This window comes from Lacticaseibacillus songhuajiangensis (assembly GCF_003946025.1).
Taxonomy (GTDB): domain Bacteria; phylum Bacillota; class Bacilli; order Lactobacillales; family Lactobacillaceae; genus Lacticaseibacillus; species Lacticaseibacillus songhuajiangensis.
The window spans coordinates 15,163-30,392 of the sequence record NZ_RHNR01000002.1; the positions used below are offsets into that span (position 1 = coordinate 15,163).

Annotated in this window: 16 protein-coding genes; 4 read left to right on the forward strand and 12 right to left on the reverse strand. The window is 55.2% G+C overall.

From position 1 onward, the window contains the following. Nucleotides 1–12 precede the first annotated feature (12 nt). Both mvaD and fni read left to right on the forward strand, forming a co-directional pair. Nucleotides 13–987, forward strand: a complete 975-nt coding sequence (gene mvaD, locus EKM97_RS00900) for a diphosphomevalonate decarboxylase (protein ID WP_125570391.1) — start codon at nt 13–15, stop codon at nt 985–987. A 3-nt stretch (nt 988–990) separates the two neighbouring features. Then, nucleotides 991–2,037 carry a type 2 isopentenyl-diphosphate Delta-isomerase gene (gene fni / locus EKM97_RS00905; protein ID WP_125570392.1) on the forward strand — a complete coding sequence of 349 codons (1,047 nt, stop codon included), beginning with the start codon at nt 991–993 and terminating at the stop codon, nt 2,035–2,037. A 68-nt stretch (nt 2,038–2,105) separates the two neighbouring features. On the opposite strand, the gene EKM97_RS00910 is transcribed toward fni, so the two are convergent. The 7 genes from EKM97_RS00910 to EKM97_RS00940 form a co-directional block, all read right to left on the reverse strand. Then, nucleotides 2,106–3,059 carry an aldo/keto reductase gene (locus EKM97_RS00910; RefSeq protein ID WP_125570393.1) on the reverse strand — a complete coding sequence of 318 codons (954 nt, stop codon included), beginning with the start codon at nt 3,057–3,059 and terminating at the stop codon, nt 2,106–2,108. A gap of 144 nt (nt 3,060–3,203) precedes the next feature. Beyond that, nucleotides 3,204–4,385 (reverse strand): MDR family MFS transporter, encoded by a 1,182-nt coding sequence (locus tag EKM97_RS00915; protein ID WP_125570394.1) that lies wholly within the window; start codon nt 4,383–4,385, stop codon nt 3,204–3,206. 62 nt (nt 4,386–4,447) lie between these two features. After that, nucleotides 4,448–5,809: an RsmF rRNA methyltransferase first C-terminal domain-containing protein gene (locus EKM97_RS00920; protein ID WP_125570395.1), complete on the reverse strand. Its 1,362-nt coding sequence runs from the start codon at nt 5,807–5,809 to the stop codon at nt 4,448–4,450. Then, entirely contained in the window at nt 5,796–6,773 is a 978-nt protein-coding gene (locus EKM97_RS00925; protein WP_125570396.1) for an ABC transporter permease, read from the reverse strand. Before EKM97_RS00925 ends, EKM97_RS00920 begins: the two co-directional genes overlap by 14 nt. Nucleotides 6,774–6,782: 9 nt before the next feature. Then, nucleotides 6,783–7,526 (reverse strand): class I SAM-dependent methyltransferase, encoded by a 744-nt coding sequence (locus EKM97_RS00930; protein ID WP_125570397.1) that lies wholly within the window; start codon nt 7,524–7,526, stop codon nt 6,783–6,785. A gap of 123 nt (nt 7,527–7,649) precedes the next feature. After that, complete coding sequence (locus EKM97_RS00935; protein WP_125570398.1) at nt 7,650–7,844, reverse strand: 2-hydroxymuconate tautomerase; 195 nt, start codon at nt 7,842–7,844, stop codon at nt 7,650–7,652. Nucleotides 7,845–7,953: 109 nt separating this feature from the next. Next, nucleotides 7,954–8,217 (reverse strand): hypothetical protein, encoded by a 264-nt coding sequence (locus EKM97_RS00940; protein ID WP_125570399.1) that lies wholly within the window; start codon nt 8,215–8,217, stop codon nt 7,954–7,956. A 134-nt stretch (nt 8,218–8,351) separates the two neighbouring features. Here EKM97_RS00940 and EKM97_RS00945 point away from each other — a divergent pair, with 134 nt between their 5' ends. Continuing rightward, a complete protein-coding gene (locus EKM97_RS00945) occupies nt 8,352–9,779 on the forward strand; it encodes a C69 family dipeptidase (protein WP_125570400.1) in 1,428 nt (475 codons plus the stop codon). A gap of 43 nt (nt 9,780–9,822) precedes the next feature. On the opposite strand, the gene lpdD is transcribed toward EKM97_RS00945, so the two are convergent. The 4 genes from lpdD to EKM97_RS00965 all read right to left on the reverse strand — a co-directional run bounded on the left by lpdD (nt 9,823) and on the right by EKM97_RS00965 (nt 13,463). Further along, nucleotides 9,823–10,257 (reverse strand): prenylated flavin chaperone LpdD, encoded by a 435-nt coding sequence (lpdD, locus tag EKM97_RS00950; RefSeq protein WP_125570401.1) that lies wholly within the window; start codon nt 10,255–10,257, stop codon nt 9,823–9,825. Continuing rightward, nucleotides 10,244–10,846, reverse strand: coding sequence for a UbiX family flavin prenyltransferase (locus EKM97_RS00955; protein ID WP_125570402.1), 603 nt, complete (start codon nt 10,844–10,846; stop codon nt 10,244–10,246). The genes lpdD and EKM97_RS00955 overlap by 14 nt, the downstream gene beginning before the upstream one ends. Before the next feature lie 88 nt (nt 10,847–10,934). Continuing rightward, nucleotides 10,935–12,410 (reverse strand): UbiD family decarboxylase, encoded by a 1,476-nt coding sequence (locus tag EKM97_RS00960; RefSeq protein ID WP_125570403.1) that lies wholly within the window; start codon nt 12,408–12,410, stop codon nt 10,935–10,937. A 162-nt stretch (nt 12,411–12,572) separates the two neighbouring features. Beyond that, nucleotides 12,573–13,463, reverse strand: coding sequence for a LysR family transcriptional regulator (locus EKM97_RS00965; RefSeq protein ID WP_125570404.1), 891 nt, complete (start codon nt 13,461–13,463; stop codon nt 12,573–12,575). A 187-nt stretch (nt 13,464–13,650) separates the two neighbouring features. Here EKM97_RS00965 and EKM97_RS00970 point away from each other — a divergent pair, with 187 nt between their 5' ends. After that, entirely contained in the window at nt 13,651–14,379 is a 729-nt protein-coding gene (locus EKM97_RS00970) for a DUF554 domain-containing protein (protein ID WP_125570405.1), read from the forward strand. Between the two features lie 82 nt (nt 14,380–14,461). On the opposite strand, the gene yaaA is transcribed toward EKM97_RS00970, so the two are convergent. Continuing rightward, on the reverse strand, nt 14,462–15,208 hold the full coding sequence (yaaA, locus tag EKM97_RS00975; RefSeq protein WP_125570406.1) for a peroxide stress protein YaaA: 747 nt from the start codon (nt 15,206–15,208) through the stop codon (nt 14,462–14,464). Nucleotides 15,209–15,230: the final 22 nt, after the last annotated feature.

The following is a 15,230-nucleotide window of genomic DNA, read 5'->3' on the forward strand; positions in this document are numbered from 1 at the left end:
GAGACTTTAACCGTGAAGGCAAGCGCACGTGCACACACTAACATCGCTTTGATTAAGTATTGGGGTAAGGCAGACGCGGACTTAATGCTCCCTGCGAACAGCAGTATCTCAATGACGCTGGACAAATTCTATACGGACACGACTGTCGAGTTCGTCGACGGGCAAACTGAGGATAGTTTCGTTCTGGATGGCCAGAAGCAAGATGCCGCCGCGACGGCGAAGGTCGGCAAAATTTTGGACCTGGTTCGGCAAATGAGCGACCTAACAGCTGGCGCGCGCGTGTCGTCACAAAACCACGTGCCTAACGCTGCAGGACTCGCCAGTTCTGCGTCGGCTTTTGCTGCCCTTGCCCTCGCCGCCAGTCGTGCTGCTGGTCTCAATCTGGATGCCGCCGCCCTTTCGCGTCTGGCGCGGCGCGGTTCTGGTTCTGCCAGTCGCAGCATTGCCGGCGGTTTTGTCATTTGGCATCGCGGCCACGATGACCTGTCGTCTTTTGCGGAGCCCCTGCCTGTTGCTGACAACTTGGACCTGCGCATGGTAACCGTCCTCATCGATAAGCAGCAGAAAAAGGTCAGTTCCAGGTCGGGGATGGCGCACATGGCGGCCACTTCCCCCTACTTTCATGCCTGGACGGCCGCTTGCGAGGCGGCCTGTCCGCAGATGGCCACTGCGCTAGCTGCCGGTGACTTTGCGCAGATTGGCGCGCTTGCTGAGCGCAACGCCCTGATGATGCACGCCACGAACATGGCGGCCAACCCGCCGTTCATGTATTTTGAACCCACCACCATTGCGACCCTGCAGTACGCGGCTGAATTGCGCGCGCAGGGTTTGCCGGTGTACGCCACCATGGATGCCGGCCCCAACGTGAAGTTGCTTTGTCAGGCAACGGACGCCGACAAGCTTGCGGCGCTGGTTAGTCAGCGTATCGGAACGCAAACGGAAATTTGTGCACCTGGTCCGGCGGCGCACCTGCTAGAAGAGGATTAAGAGATGACAAAACAATCATTGCAGTCCCACCGCAAGGACGAACATTATTTTCTGGCCGAAAAATTCTACCAGGAACATGCGCGTGCCGGTTTTGACCAGTTGCGCTTTGTACGCAGCGCCCTGCCTGAAGTGGACGTTGCGGAGGTGGATCTACATGGCCAGCTGGGTCCGCACCAGACGACTTGGCCGATTTTTATCAACGCCATGACTGGCGGCTCGCACACAACCCGTAAGGTGAACGCGGCGCTCGCGCGAATTGCCCGTGTTTGCCAATTGCCGATGGCAACTGGGAGTGGGTCGGTCTTGCTCAGTGATCACGACCCCGAGGTCCGCGCTAGCTTCACGGACGTGCGCAAGGAGTTAGGAAATGGTCTACTGCTCGCCAACGTGGGGGTGGATAAGACCCCTGCGCAGGCGCAAGAAATCGTTGCTATTTTGCAGGCGGACATGCTAGAAGTGCACATCAACGTTCCGCAGGAAATCGTCATGCCTGAGGGCGAGCGCAACTTCCACTGGTATGCCAACCTTAAGGCCATCCAGGAGCAGGTAAGCGTTCCGGTCATTGCTAAGGAGGTTGGTTTCGGCATGCGCCAAGATGACTTCACCCGCATCGCGGAAACTGGCGTCGCCGCGATCGATGTTGGCGGTCGCGGCGGCACGAATTTTGCCCAGATTGAAAATGTCCGCCGTCCGCATGGTGATTACAGTTTTCTGACTGATTTTGGGCAAACCACAGTCGAAAGTCTGCTGGAAGCTGAGGGCTATAATGGCCAGCTGATTGCCACTGGTGGTGTGCGGACACCGCTGGATGTGCTGAAGGCACTGCGCCTCGGAGCTACCGGCGTTGGTATTGCTGGGCTCATTTTGCACTGGCTGACCAAATTCGGCGAGGAAGATGCCCTGCAGCACCTGCAAGATTTTCTGGCGCAGGTGCGCAGTTGCATGGTCTTGCTCGGGGCACGCAATGTGGCAGAATTGCGACAGGTACCGATTGTTTACAGTGAGCAGTTGCTGTCATATGCCCGACAACGGGGATTGGAACTACCATAACAACAACGCAAAAGCGGGATTCGAAATTAACGCTTCGAGTCCCGCTTTTTTTATTAAGTTCAAAAATCTTATGGTAAATCATGCCCCGCCGCGACGTAGAGTTCGTACCATTCGCTTCGGGAAAGCACAACGTCCGCGCCGGCGGCACTATCCGCAATGTGCTGTGGATTCATGGTGCCGATAATGACCTGCATTTTGGCCGGATGCCGCAGAATCCAAGCCACCGCGATGGCATTTTTGGACACGCCCTTGGCCGCTGCCAACTCGGCGAGTTTAGCGTTCAGTTCCGGAAACTGCGAGTTGCCGATGAAGGTGCCCTGCAGCATTCCGTACTGGAACGGTGACCAGGCTTGAATCGTAGTGGCGTGCAGGCGGGCGTGCTCAATGATGCCGCCATCGTGGTCGATACTGGCAGCGTCGGTCATGTTCGTATGCATGCCAAAATCAATCGCCCCAGTGTGCATGAGGCTAAATTGTAACTGATTAATCAGCAGGCGCTGGCTAAGGCCGCTTTGCAGCAAATCAAACTGGAGCGGGTTGAAGTTGGACACCCCGAAGTGACGCACCTTCCCTGCCGCTTGCAATTCTTCGAAGGCGGATGCGACTTCGTCTAGTTCCATGAGCGGATCAGGCCGGTGCAGCAAAAAGGCGTCCAAGTAGTCCACCTGCATGCGCTGCAAAATAGCATCAACTTCACCCACAATATTAGCTTTGCTGAAATCGTACATATCGCCAGGTGCCGTGTGCCCATGTGTGTGCAGTGGACTGTGCACGATGCCCGCCTTGGACTGGATGAAGAAATCTTCGCGGTGCAAACCCGCCTGGTGCATGGCCTGACCAAAGGTAACCTCGGCTTTGCCCATGCCGTAGACGTTTGCCGAATCGATATAGTTGATGCCGGCCGCGTGGGCTGCCTGGAGTGTCTTGCTGGCCGCGGGGACGTCCAAGTCCTTCATCCGCATAATCCCGAGCGCAACTGTGGATGCGCGGAAGTCGGTGTTGCCAATTTTGATTTGTTTCATGATGATGCCTCCTGCGACAATTTTAAGCTTCGCCTTCATCATAGCGGTTTCAGTAAGCCCTGCCAAGTTGTGGTCGCCTGCAGGTACCGCGATGCCTGGCGTCAAAAAAAGCTCACTCGGTCAAGCGGGTGAGCGTGATGCGCGTTAATTTTCCACTGCGTCGTGTGTCAACTTATTGGTCAGCATGAACCCACCAGTGACCAGAAAAAGCGCAACGAATGCGACGTCAAAGAGCAATTGGTAGGACGTCCATTCAATCAGCAGGGCGCCTAGTAGCGGGCCAAATGCCCGGCCAGCGGAACCGGCAGCTTGCACGAAACCCTGGTAACTGCCCCCTTGCGCCACTGGTGCGCGGCGGTTCACGTAGGTGGAAACGGCCGGCAAGGTCAATACTTCACCCAGTGAAATCAGGATCATCGCCGCAACGAATTCCGGATAGCGACCGGCACGCGCGAGCACGGGAAAACTAGTGGCTAGGAATAGTAGCCCCAGATACAAGCGTCCGTGTAAATGCCGACTGAGAAAGCCATCCAGGCGCGTGAGGAAGGGTTGCACAACGATAATCACCCCGGCGTTGACCGTCCACACGGTGGAATAGGTTTGGAAGGACAGGCCTTTGGCAATCATGTAGGTTGAAACGTTGCTGTCCCATTGTTCGTAGAATAGCCAAATTGTGAATACCGTCAGTAAAACGACCACAATTGGCACCGACATGTGTCCTCGCTCGTGTGCTGTTACATGATTGGAACTCGACCGGGCAAACTGTCGACCCCGGTAGAAAATCAGTACGGTCAGCAGGAACAAGCCATACATGATACTCGCAACCGTAAAGATGCGCCCGATACCCAGTTTTAGGACAATCCCCACGAACAAAGTACCAAACACGACACCGAGTGCGCTAGTGAAGTATAGGTAGTTGAAAACCAGACTCGCATTTTTGCCAGGCACCTGCGTGGCAAAGCCGTTGATGGCCGTGTTAATCATGCCGCTACCGAGGCCGTTGAGCATCAGGAGCACCGCGTAAACTGGCCAGCCGTGGGCAAAAATCAGGGTGAAACAGCAAGTCAGTGAGATTGTGATCCCGCTGGCCAATGTGGCCACCGGCCGCCAGCGGTCAAACAAGCGGCCACCGACAATGTTGCCAATGAGTGAGCAAAAGCAGTTCAGGAAGATCACAATTCCCGCCGTGGTTAGCGGCTTGTGCAAGTAATCATGAATGTAGACCGTGGTGAGCGGCCAGATGAAGCTGGACCCAATATTTGTAATGAGCGAGCCAAGTAGCAAACTTTGCATGCGAAATGGCGTGCGCTGGGAGTGAACAAGCATGCGAATACCTCGAATAATATGTATTTGGGGCAATGCCCCAGGTAGTGCAAAAAATATGTGCGTTAAACGCGCAAACCTTTTGGATAAAGGTTTTTGATGGTACCGTTCACGAGTCGGCCGATGGCAAACGGCATGTCAGCGCTCGTCAGGAGAATTGTTCCCTTACCGGCCAAATCCGTACTGAGTGTTTCGCCATGCCGATACTTTTTGAAGTCGGCCGCATCGACATCCTGATGCAACTTGAAGGCCGCTGTCGGTAGTGCGGTGGCCAAACTATGGCTCGGCTCGAAGCGATTTTTCTTGAAGGTGCCCAGGTGCAATCCGGGCCGCAAAACGCGTGCACCGGACATGGCAGGCAGATTTGCGGGCCGCGCATACAGCTGCTCACCCATTAGCACTAGCTCACCACTAATTGGCGTGGTCAGATTTTGCTGCTGCCACTGTGTCCACTCGCTCTGCTGGTCGCGCGTCAGTGCACTGCGGGCGTGTTTGCTGCGGGACTTCTTTGCTTTACGCGCTGGTTGCGCCGCTGCTGTGGTTGCAGGCAGGTGCAAGCGGGCCACAAAATGACCCTCGCCCAGTTGCTTGTGTGGCCACAGGCGCACGGCACCCGCAATGTTGGGGTCGCCATTGCCCCATTCTGGGCGGGCGTCACTCATGCCCGCCAACTTCGTGATGGGTGTGACTTGCAGCTCGGTATTAGCCAGCATCCAGGACACCATCTGCTCGTCTTCTTCCGGAGCAAAGGTGCAGGTTGAGTACACTAAGCTGCCACCAGGTGCCAACATTTTAACGGCCTCCGTGACGATTTCCCGCTGCCGGTCGGCACAACGCGCGGGGTAATCACTGTCCCAGTACTGCACAGCGTCAGGATCCTTGCGGAACATCCCCTCCCCTGAGCAGGGGGCGTCCACCAGAATCAGGTCGAAGAATTCAGGGAGTGCCTTGGCTAAACTGGCAGGATCATTGTTGGTGACGATGACGTTGCGCGCGCCCCAGCGCTCGATGTTGCTGGCGAGGATGCGGGCACGGCCGAGATTGATTTCGTTACTGACGAGCACGCCCTGGTTGGCCATGGCGCCAGCTAAGTATGTGGACTTACCACCGGGTGCGGCGCACAGGTCGAGTACCCGCATGCCGGGCTGCGCATCTGCGACCGCGCCGACTAACTGCGCACTGGGCTCTTGGCTGTAGACATAACCGCTGACGTGGGCGATGCCGTTACCGTCGACTTTACCCACGTAACCGTTCGGTGAGTAATTAATTCGCGCATCACCGGGGTTAGCGGCGCGCACTGCATCGGGCCGCAAGGGGTTCACCCGGTAACCGCTGTGGGCTGGTAAGTCAAAACTGGCTAGAAAATCTGGGGCTTCATCGCCGAGTAGCTGGGTATATTTTTCAACGAATGCTTCAGGCAGTTTCACGCTGCTCCTCCTTGTTTGAACGGTAGTGAATAAAGAACTGGTTGCTGCTGGCGAAGACCATCAGCAAGAAGACGGCAAATAGTAGCAGGCGGAAGTGACCGGTGATGTACAGCCGTAACCACGAAAAAGCCGTGCCAATCGAGAGCGCCACGATGACGCCCGGAATGTAGGCCCGAGCGACGTTGCGCAGGTAGTTGTTGCGCAGCGGACCTTCCAAGCCGCTCGTTTGCGGCCGCGGGGTGATGTACGCCGCGAGCATGCCAACTGCGACGGTGGCAATACTGAGACCAACCATCGCGAGCAGCGCAAAGCCGTTGCGCTCCCACCAGTTGTCGTGTTTCTGGGCGTTCGACGAAATGATGCGCCGCGGCGTTGCGCCGCCAAAAATTTTGCTTAATATGTGCGTGTGCTGGGCGTCTGCACCATCGACCAGGATTTCGACATCCTTCAGTTCGGGATTGAACGTCGTCCGGGTGCTGGAAGCAGAGATGAACACGTGATCGTTCAGCGCATTCTTGCGACTGGTGCCGACAACCCCCGTGATGGGAATATACGTTCCGTCGCGGTGCAGGTACTTCTGGGTCGCCGTGCTAAACGACTGCGCGGCGACGTTCTTGCCGACGACGGCCACGGGCAAAGTGGATTTGTAGTCGGCACTGCTCATCATGTGGCCGCTCAGCAGTGGCACGCCGGTGTAACTCCCCTTAGCAAAGAAGTAAGAAGTCTTGCTGTTGGGCGCAAATTGAACTTGGTAGTTCTGCAGGGTTTTGTTTTGATCGAGAAGTTCGACGGCACGCCGCATGGTGCGGCTGCTCTTACTGTTGTATACGTAGGCGGATTCGGACATCCCGCCGTGACTGAGCAGGTCGGCGTAACGTGATTGGTCATTGCTACTCCAGACCAGGCCGCTTAAGATGGCGATGATCAGGATACAGACGTCGACGATAAGATTTCTTCTAAGCATGTTTGTTCCTCATTTCACGAGATAAATCTTGTCACCCACGGCATCAAAAGCCCGGAAGGCCTGATTCAGGCGGAGCAGTGGCCGGTTCGCGGCGATATGTGCTTCTCGCCAAAAAGTCTGGCTGTTCGTAATGCCGAAGCGGTCACCAATCACGAAGAAGTCCAGCTGCGGGAAGTGCTCGCGAATGGTGTGGAGCACGTGGACATCATTAATATCTTTATCCGGGCTCCAAGCCAAAATGACGGCGTCGACCTGGTCACCATACGCCCAGAGTGCACTGGTGGCACTGGCCTGCACCACCTTGGTCCAAGGCTGCTTGCCCGTCCCGTTCTCGGCCACCCAGGTGAGGGCATCCGTGCTAATCACCTGTGCTCCCGCGGCGCGCAAACCGGCAGAAAGAACCCCATTACCCGCCGCCAGTTCGAGGTAACGCCGGTGCGGGAACTCACGGAGCCAAGTGCTAATGAGTTCCTGGGTGATGTAGGCCCACACCCCATAATGGTAGGCAATATACCAGCGAAAATTGCCAAACATGTGGTTGAGCGTCATCAGTTCAGCAAGTTGACCGTCTGGAACGTCCGCTGCCAGCGCGTAGGTTGCCAGTGGTAGTTCCAGCTTTGGCAGTTGTTTTTGCGGTAGTTGCTGCTGAGCAATCGCCGTGCGCGCAGCAACCAAAGCGTCCCGACGCACGCGGACGGCGGGGATAGCGGCGTACTTATCTGCCAGTGCCATCATTTTCGGCCAATACTTCACTTTGACTCCTCCACTTCATCAAGTTCGCAAACACGGCTTTGTCGCCATGTTGCAGTCTTCAAAAATTATACCACTGCAATTAAAATGAGGACGGCGCTTGCGCGGCCGTCCTCATTGCGGTGCCTACTTGGCTTCTTCGTCGGACTTGAGCACGCCACCAACAGCGTAGCGGTCCTTCGCCATTTCACTAAGCACAACGTGGACGTGTTCGGCAGGTGCACCGGTGTTCTTCACAACAGCGGCGGTCACGTCGGCGCAAAGCTGCTTCAATTGTTCCTGAGAGCGACCGGCAATAAGTTCGATGTGGACTAATGGCATAATGAAATCTCCTGTTTACTTGCGAGCGCGACACGCACCCGCGATTTAGTCTTAGTACAGACGCTAAGCTTTTGGTATTATCGCACATTTCCCGTGGCTGCGGTAGCCACTACGCCTTGCGCGTTTTGGTCAGCTCACCGTGTAGGCGCCGCAAAGGAATGAAAATTGCGGCAACCCCTACCAAAATAAGTAGATCCAGTGCTGCCTGCCAGTAGAGGCCACGCACTAAGTTGATAATCCCCACAATCAGTGCGGCAATCACCAGCACCAATTCGACAATCTGCAGAATCAGAAGGCGCCGGCCGAGCTTGGCCCGCAGTTCCTTTTGCCCGTCATCATGTAACTTAGCGCTCGTTTCCTTATTCATCGTCATGAGCCTCTCTTCGCTTCACCGCAATCAGCGCGACATTAATTAAGTCCATTCTAAATTAAAGCGGCGTTTGCTGACAAGCACAGTCATCCTTTTGCTGTATACTTATGACAAAAGTAAACGGAGGTTCAGCAATAATGGAACACACACGCTCATCTTGCACCAGCATTTTGATTGGTAAGCGCGCCAGCATCGACGGGTCAGTCATGATTGGCCGCAACGAAGATTCGAAGGCGTCTTGGCCCAAGCACCTCGTCAAGCACCCAGCACAGCATTTCACCACTGCCCCGACCTTCACCTCGAAGGAGACCGGCGTGAGTTTTGCTTTGCCTCAGCAGGCACTGGCTTACACCGCCACCCCTGAGTGGACGGACAAGTACGGTTTATTCGAAGAAGATGGCATTAACAGCGCTGGCGTGGCCATGAGCGCAACCGAGAGCGCCTACGCCAATCCGCAAACGCTCGGCGCCGACCCGTTCACGGACGCAGGCATCAACGAAGAGGCCATGGTGACCATTACCCTGCCCTACGTGCACACGGCCCGCGAAGGCGTGCAGCGCTTGGGTGAACTCATTGCCGTGCACGGTACCGGTGAGGCGAACGGGGTGCTCTTCGCCGACCAGGACGAAGCTTGGTACATGGAAATCATCAGCGGCCATCGCTGGCTTGCCCAGCGTATTCCGGACGACGCCTATGCAGTCGCTGCCAACCAGCTGAGTATTGAAGTGATTGATTTTGGTAGTGCTGACTTTATGTATAGTGCGGACTTGCGTGACTTTGCGCAGCGCAATCACCTGTGGCGTGCAGACACCGCATTCAATGCCCGCCAGATTTTTGGCACCGACTCCCAGCAGGACCGGATGTACAACTATCCGCGCGTGTGGAGCGGCCACCAGCTCCTGTCGGCGGCAAGTAGTGCTGCGGAAACGCCCACCAGTTCTGATATGCCCTTCATCAAGCGTCCTGACCGACCGCTCCGTCTGGAAGATGCCTGCGCCTTTCTCAGTAACCACTACGAGGACACGCCATATGACCCCGCCGCGCGCATTGACAACGGGGACGCCGGCCACCGCTTCCGGCCGATTGCCCTGGCCAAAACGCAGGAAAGCCACGTGCTCCAGTTGCGACCAGATTTGAATCCGGCCATCGCCAACATTCACTGGCTGGCGATGGGCGTGCCCGCTGAAAGTCAGTTCGTGCCCTTCTTCGCCGGACTCACTGATACACCTGACAACTATAAAGTTGGTGCCTTGCCGGCATCTCTTGATTCCGCCTACTGGCAGTACAAGTTGACCGGGGTGCTGCTTGATGCGCACTTCCAGCATTTCCTGCCGGCCGTGCACACCGTCCAAGAGGCGGTGCACGCCCAGCACTTGGCGCTGATTGCCCGCACTGACGCTGCAGCGGCGGCACTAGATCCAACGCAGGCGGCGAAACTCGCAACGCAAGCAAGTTTTGAAGCCGCACAGATTGCGGACGCGGCTTGGCAGCAATTGCAAATGCGACTGCTCAGTGAGTCGACTGATTTCTCGCCGCTCAACTTCAAAACGGATCCGGACCTTTAAACAAATCAAAAAACACTCCCCACGACTTGTGGCGAGTGTTTTTTTAATCCTGATGGTGGTGATGTTTTCCCGGTGCGAAGCTGACCTCAGGTTTGCTTGTTGGGTGCGCCTGAATCCACTTGGCGACTGACCGCCCCAGTTCTTGCACCATCGGTATAGCGGCCTTCATTTGTGCATCGCTAATGTCGTTCACGTGCATCCCGCTGATAATCATCGCGTTACCCTCGAGTACAGGCTGAATGGCATGCGCCATGGCAAAAGTCAGGACTTTTTCCTGGTGCACGTGCCCCGGTCGGCTCGGCAAACTGATAGTTTGCGGTTTGCCTGTCGGCTGGATGGCGGTCACAACGCCGTAATGCGGGACGTCGCCGCCAATGACCTGCACAATGAGGTCTTGTGTTTGGCGCTCAACGACCGCCTTGATGCGGTAGCCCGCCCGCTCCGTTTCAAACACCACGCGTTCGCTACTTGTCGTCATTTTGCAACGCCCTCCTTGCTGACTGCATGCCATCCCAGCGACCATCAATGTCGGTGGGAATGTGCAGGTGGTCCATGAGTTTCATGGTGTTGTGCTTGATGAGGTCGGCGATGGTCTTGGGGTGATTGTAAAAGGCCGGGATTGGCGGAATGATGTCGACACCCATGCGCGACAACTTGAGCATGTTCTCCAGGTGAATCTGGTTAAATGGCGATTCGCGTGGCACGATGATCAGCTGCCGCCGCTCCTTCAAGGTCACGTCTGCGGCCCGCCCAATGAGGGTGTCCCCTAAACCGGTGGCAATGCTGGCGATGGACTTCATGCTGGCGGGTACAATCACCATCCCGTCGTGCTGGAAGGAGCCGCTCGCGATGCGGGCACCCATATCCCGCTCGTCGTAGACATAGTCGGCCAGGGCTTTCACGTCGGCCAATTTGTAACCGGTAGATTCAAGCGCGAGGTTTTCCTTGGCCCACTTGCTCATCACCAGATGTGTTTCCACGTCTGGATTCGTCGCTAAGCGCTGCAGCAAATCCAGCGCGTAAATGGTGCCTGATGCCCCTGTAATCCCAATCACAATTTTTTTCATCTTGCATTACCCCTTTTGCTAGCAAGAGCAGCCACCTGCGCGGCTGCTCTTACCATGATATGTATACCGGCACGCGGCCGGCAAAATGTTACTTCAAGTAGTCCTGCCAGTTCTTGACTTCCTTGAATGGTGCGCGGACGAACTGGTCCTTCATGTCAAATGGCACGGTGCCATCGAGCACGAGTTTGGAACTCATTCCCCGAACGCGGATGCGCGCTGGGTCGTATTCAGGCCGTTCGGATGGGTCGAGTGGGTGGTTACGCATCCCCTCGAGTACCATGATGTCCTTGTCGGCCTGGAAACGCGTGTTGAGTGTCCAGATGACGTCGTTCATGTCGAAAATATCAACGTCTTCATCAACCAGGATGACAGTCTTCAGTTCCTTGAACGCGGAGAATGCGAGCAATGCCGCCTGCCGCTGAATCCCTTCATCGGCTTCGTCGTCCTTGTGAATCTGCATGATGGTCATGAGCTTACCACCACCGGCTGGTGGGTTGTAGACGTTTACAACCTTACCCGGAATCGCCCGTTCGGTCAGACTGAGGATGGAAGCCTCGGTTGGAATGCCGGCCATTGAGACGTGTTCTTCGGAAGGGCCGATTGTGGTCTGTACAATTGGGTTGTCCTTACGGTGCGTAACCGCCTTAATTTTGACCACGTGCACGGCTGGGTTGGCAGTCCCGTTGTAGCCAGGAAATTCAGGCATCGCAAAACCGGTGTTGGTGTTAATGTCTTCTTGCATAGACGTGTTCGGGAGAATCTCGGCTTCAATAATCCACTCTGCACGCGCAATCCCGGTTTCGTTCACGGCCACACCTTGAACAAGCTGCACAGGGTCTTGACGAATTGAACCTGCAACTGCGAGTTCGTCGTAGCCAAGTGGTGTTGTAGGTGGCTCGAAGGTGACCCCAACGGGAATCACTGGGTCCAGACCGATACTAATGGTAATTGGCATTGGCTTGTCCTGGGCCTCGTATTCCTTCAGGAAGGCGCCAATGTGGCGACCACCGGGCATGATGTACATGCCGATGGTGTCTTTATCTTCCAGCACCATCCGGTGAATGGTGACGTCGTGTTGCTTGCCGTCTGGCGAAGAGCCGCGTACAACCCCCATCGTGATGTATGGACCGGCATCCTGTGGTGTGTTGGTTGGTGCAGCGAGCAAGGTGCGAATATCAAAGTCCGCATCCGTTGCCATGTGCACAACTTCCTGTGCTGGCGCCTCGTCTTTGCCGACAATCACAGGTGAAACTGGGTTGCTGACGGCTTCATTCAGGTACTGGCCAAGTGTGTGGTAGTCGTGGTGCATGATGGCCCCGACACGCTTGCGGCTCGCGAGCGCCCCGATGAGCACACGACTGTTGGGGAAGCCCTTGACGTTGTTAAACATCATTGCGGGACCTTCCTGAGTTGGCCGCTTAACCGTGCCCCCGGCACCGATGTAACGGTACACACCGGAGAGTTCGGCGTCAGGATCAACTTCGAGGTCGGTTTCATGGTACTGACCAGGGAGCTGCTTTAATTCTTCAATGACCTTACGCAGGTCATAATGTTCAGTAGTCATATTGTTTCCTCCGTTTCCGTAGCTTACGAGGTTCATTATCTGGCGGATAGCGGGCGGTAGCAATTCACTTTGCAGTCGCTGTGATTCCAAAATGGAATTCAAAACCCAGTGTCCGCAAAAACCATCAACCCTTCTCATGACGGATTGATGGTTTTCGGTAATTTATGGCCGCAGCGGCGTGTCTTGATCTTGCAAGAACCGCCAGAACAGTTCCATGGCCGGATTACCCACACTGGAACGGCGTGCAAAGCACACCTTACTCATAATTGGCTGCGCCATCTGGCGAACGACCAAGCTGGGATAGTCGTCGAGATTGACGCTTTTTTGCATCATGATGGCGATGCCCATGCCACTGACCATCATGTCCATAATCATGTCGATGCGCTTACCTTGGTAGGCCAGTTGCGGTTTGATGCCGGCGGCTGTGAAGCGGCGCATGATGGGCTCGAATAAGCGGCTGGAATTACCAAGCACCAAAAGCTGTTCATCCTTAATATTCTGGAGTGTGAGCACTTCTTTTGCTGCCAGCGGGTGCGTCTTTGGCAGCACAATCACGGAGGAATCACTTTCTGATGCAGTGGATTCCAGGTCTAAATTCTCATCCGGGAAGGCGCGCAGGAAGATGACGTCGGCACTGCCGGCGCGCAACGCGGTTAACAGCGGCTTGGCTTCGTATTCCTGAATGTGCAGCGCAATTTCTGGGTGCAACGCGTGGAACTTACTTAGTAGAACGAAACCTTCGTAGTGACTCAGTGTTGGAATTGTGCCCACATTGAGTTCAAGAGCTTTGTGTTCCTTGAATTCGCGCACCGCCGTCAGCATCTGGCGGTAGTCCCCCACCAACTGCTGGGCGTGCGGCAAAAGCAGTTCACCGGCGGGCGTTAAAGTCACTTGCCGATTGCTCCGGTTAAACAAAATGGTGTCCAGTTCTTTTTCCAGGGCCAAAATGTGCTTGGAGACCGTTGACTGTGTCAGAAATAAATCCCCCGCCGTTTCGGTGTAACTACCAGTCGCTGCCAGAGTGGTGAAGGTAATCAGTTTGTTGATGTCCATGTACCCGCCGTCCTTGTCGGTTATAAGTTTACTTGTATTCTACCATTCCTCTTTGGAATTAATAATATACCTTTTTGAATAGTATCCCCTCAAGGTCCTTGCTAGACTTAAGCATGAACGTTGCATATAAGCGACATTATTGCACTGACAGGGCATTGCCCGTCAAAATAATCTGGGAGGAATCACTATGCCAACTGGTGTCATTATTAACGCCCTCTCCACCTTGATTGGTGGGATTTGTGGCGCTTTTGCGGGTCATTACATGTCCGCAAACTTTAAGGAACAGATCAACATGATCTTCGGTGCGTGCTCCATGGGGATGGGGATTTACGCCATCGCCCCAATGAAGAACATGCCCGCCGTCATTTTTGCCGTCATTATCGGGACGGCGTTCGGCCTCATCCTGCATTTTGGTCAGGGCATCGACAAGGGTGCTGCACTGATGCAAAAGGGAATTAGCAAAATTATCCCGACTAAGCCGGACATGAGCGAGAGCGACTTCATCGCCACCCTCACCACCATCATCGTGCTCTTCTGTGCTAGCGGAACGGGGATTTACGGGGCGCTGACCAACGGGATGACCGGGGATGCGACCATTCTTATTAGTAAGTCGATTCTCGACTTCTTCACCGCAGCCATCTTTGCCACGAACCTCGGTTACGTGGTTTCCGTCATTGCGATTCCGCAGTTCATTATCCTGTTTATCCTCTTCCTGGCGGCTAAGCTGATTTTCCCACTGACCACACCGGACATGATTCTGGACTTCAAGGCGGCTGGTGGCTTTCTGATGCTTGCCACTGGGTTCCGCATGGTTAAGGTCAAGATGTTCCCAACCGCGGACATGATCCCCGCGATGATTCTCGTCATGCCGGTTTCGTGGGCGTGGACGAACTGGATTGCACCACTCCTGCACTAATCATGTTGCCATTGTTCAAAAAGTAAAAGCTGCAGGTCATCCCCAATCGAGATGGCTTGCGGCTTTTCTTTTGGCATGCTGATTATGCGTTTTCCAAAAATACCAACTGCTTGTCCGAAGATAGTTGTGGCGCAAAACGATACTGCGGATCATCAAATTGCTCAAGACTCGCGAGGTCCTGAACGTTGTTTTCCGCCATGAACCGCACCATCGCGCCACGAGCTTGCTTCGCCCGCGTTGCCCGCATTTTGACGCGGCCTCGCTCCAGACGGCCAAAAACAATATCAATGAGCTGTTCGCCTGGCCGCAGGTGCGTCGCAATTGCGCGACTGTACTCCTTGGAGGCCAGATTGAGCACGGGGCCATTGGCAAAATTGAGGGCATCGTGCAGGCGACTGCCCCAGAAGCGATACAGATCCGCGGCAGAATTCACGGGCAGTTTGCTCTGCAACTCAAGGCGGTAAGGCACGATGCCGTCGAATGGTCGCAAGACGCCATAGAAACCAGACAGAATCCGCAAGTGTTTTTGGACGTAAGCTAACGCTGGTTCAGTAAACAGTTCGGGCGCCATGCTTTGGTACTGAATACCCACGTAGGCCATGATTGCGGGGGTTAATGGCCCAGTAAGTTTAGTGTCCTGCAGTGTGGCATAAGCCGTCCGCGCGAGTTTGTCACTGCATTGCCAAATGGCCTGCATTTCAGGCAGTGGTAAATTTTGCATACAGTCGAGTAAAGTTGTGGCCTGTGCCAAAAATTCTGGCTTGGCAGTTGGCGCAAAGTCATCCGTGGCCACCCGCATCTTTTTGGCAGGCGCAATTATTATCTGCATAGTGCCCCTCCTGCATTCACGC

Coding starts and splice junctions, on each gene's coding strand:
- EKM97_RS00960 (WP_125570403.1), bottom strand. CDS start 12,410: ATGACTACTGAACATTATGACCTGCGTAAGGTCATTGAAGAATTAAAG.
- EKM97_RS00965 (WP_125570404.1), bottom strand. CDS start 13,463: ATGGACATCAACAAACTGATTACCTTCACCACTCTGGCAGCGACTGGT.
- EKM97_RS00910 (WP_125570393.1), bottom strand. CDS start 3,059: ATGAAACAAATCAAAATTGGCAACACCGACTTCCGCGCATCCACAGTT.
- lpdD (WP_125570401.1), bottom strand. CDS start 10,257: ATGACGACAAGTAGCGAACGCGTGGTGTTTGAAACGGAGCGGGCGGGC.
- fni (WP_125570392.1), top strand. CDS start 991: ATGACAAAACAATCATTGCAGTCCCACCGCAAGGACGAACATTATTTT.
- yaaA (WP_125570406.1), bottom strand. CDS start 15,208: ATGCAGATAATAATTGCGCCTGCCAAAAAGATGCGGGTGGCCACGGAT.
- EKM97_RS00945 (WP_125570400.1), top strand. CDS start 8,352: ATGGAACACACACGCTCATCTTGCACCAGCATTTTGATTGGTAAGCGC.
- EKM97_RS00955 (WP_125570402.1), bottom strand. CDS start 10,846: ATGAAAAAAATTGTGATTGGGATTACAGGGGCATCAGGCACCATTTAC.
- EKM97_RS00935 (WP_125570398.1), bottom strand. CDS start 7,844: ATGCCATTAGTCCACATCGAACTTATTGCCGGTCGCTCTCAGGAACAA.
- EKM97_RS00970 (WP_125570405.1), top strand. CDS start 13,651: ATGCCAACTGGTGTCATTATTAACGCCCTCTCCACCTTGATTGGTGGG.
- EKM97_RS00925 (WP_125570396.1), bottom strand. CDS start 6,773: ATGCTTAGAAGAAATCTTATCGTCGACGTCTGTATCCTGATCATCGCC.
- EKM97_RS00915 (WP_125570394.1), bottom strand. CDS start 4,385: ATGCTTGTTCACTCCCAGCGCACGCCATTTCGCATGCAAAGTTTGCTA.
- EKM97_RS00940 (WP_125570399.1), bottom strand. CDS start 8,217: ATGACGATGAATAAGGAAACGAGCGCTAAGTTACATGATGACGGGCAA.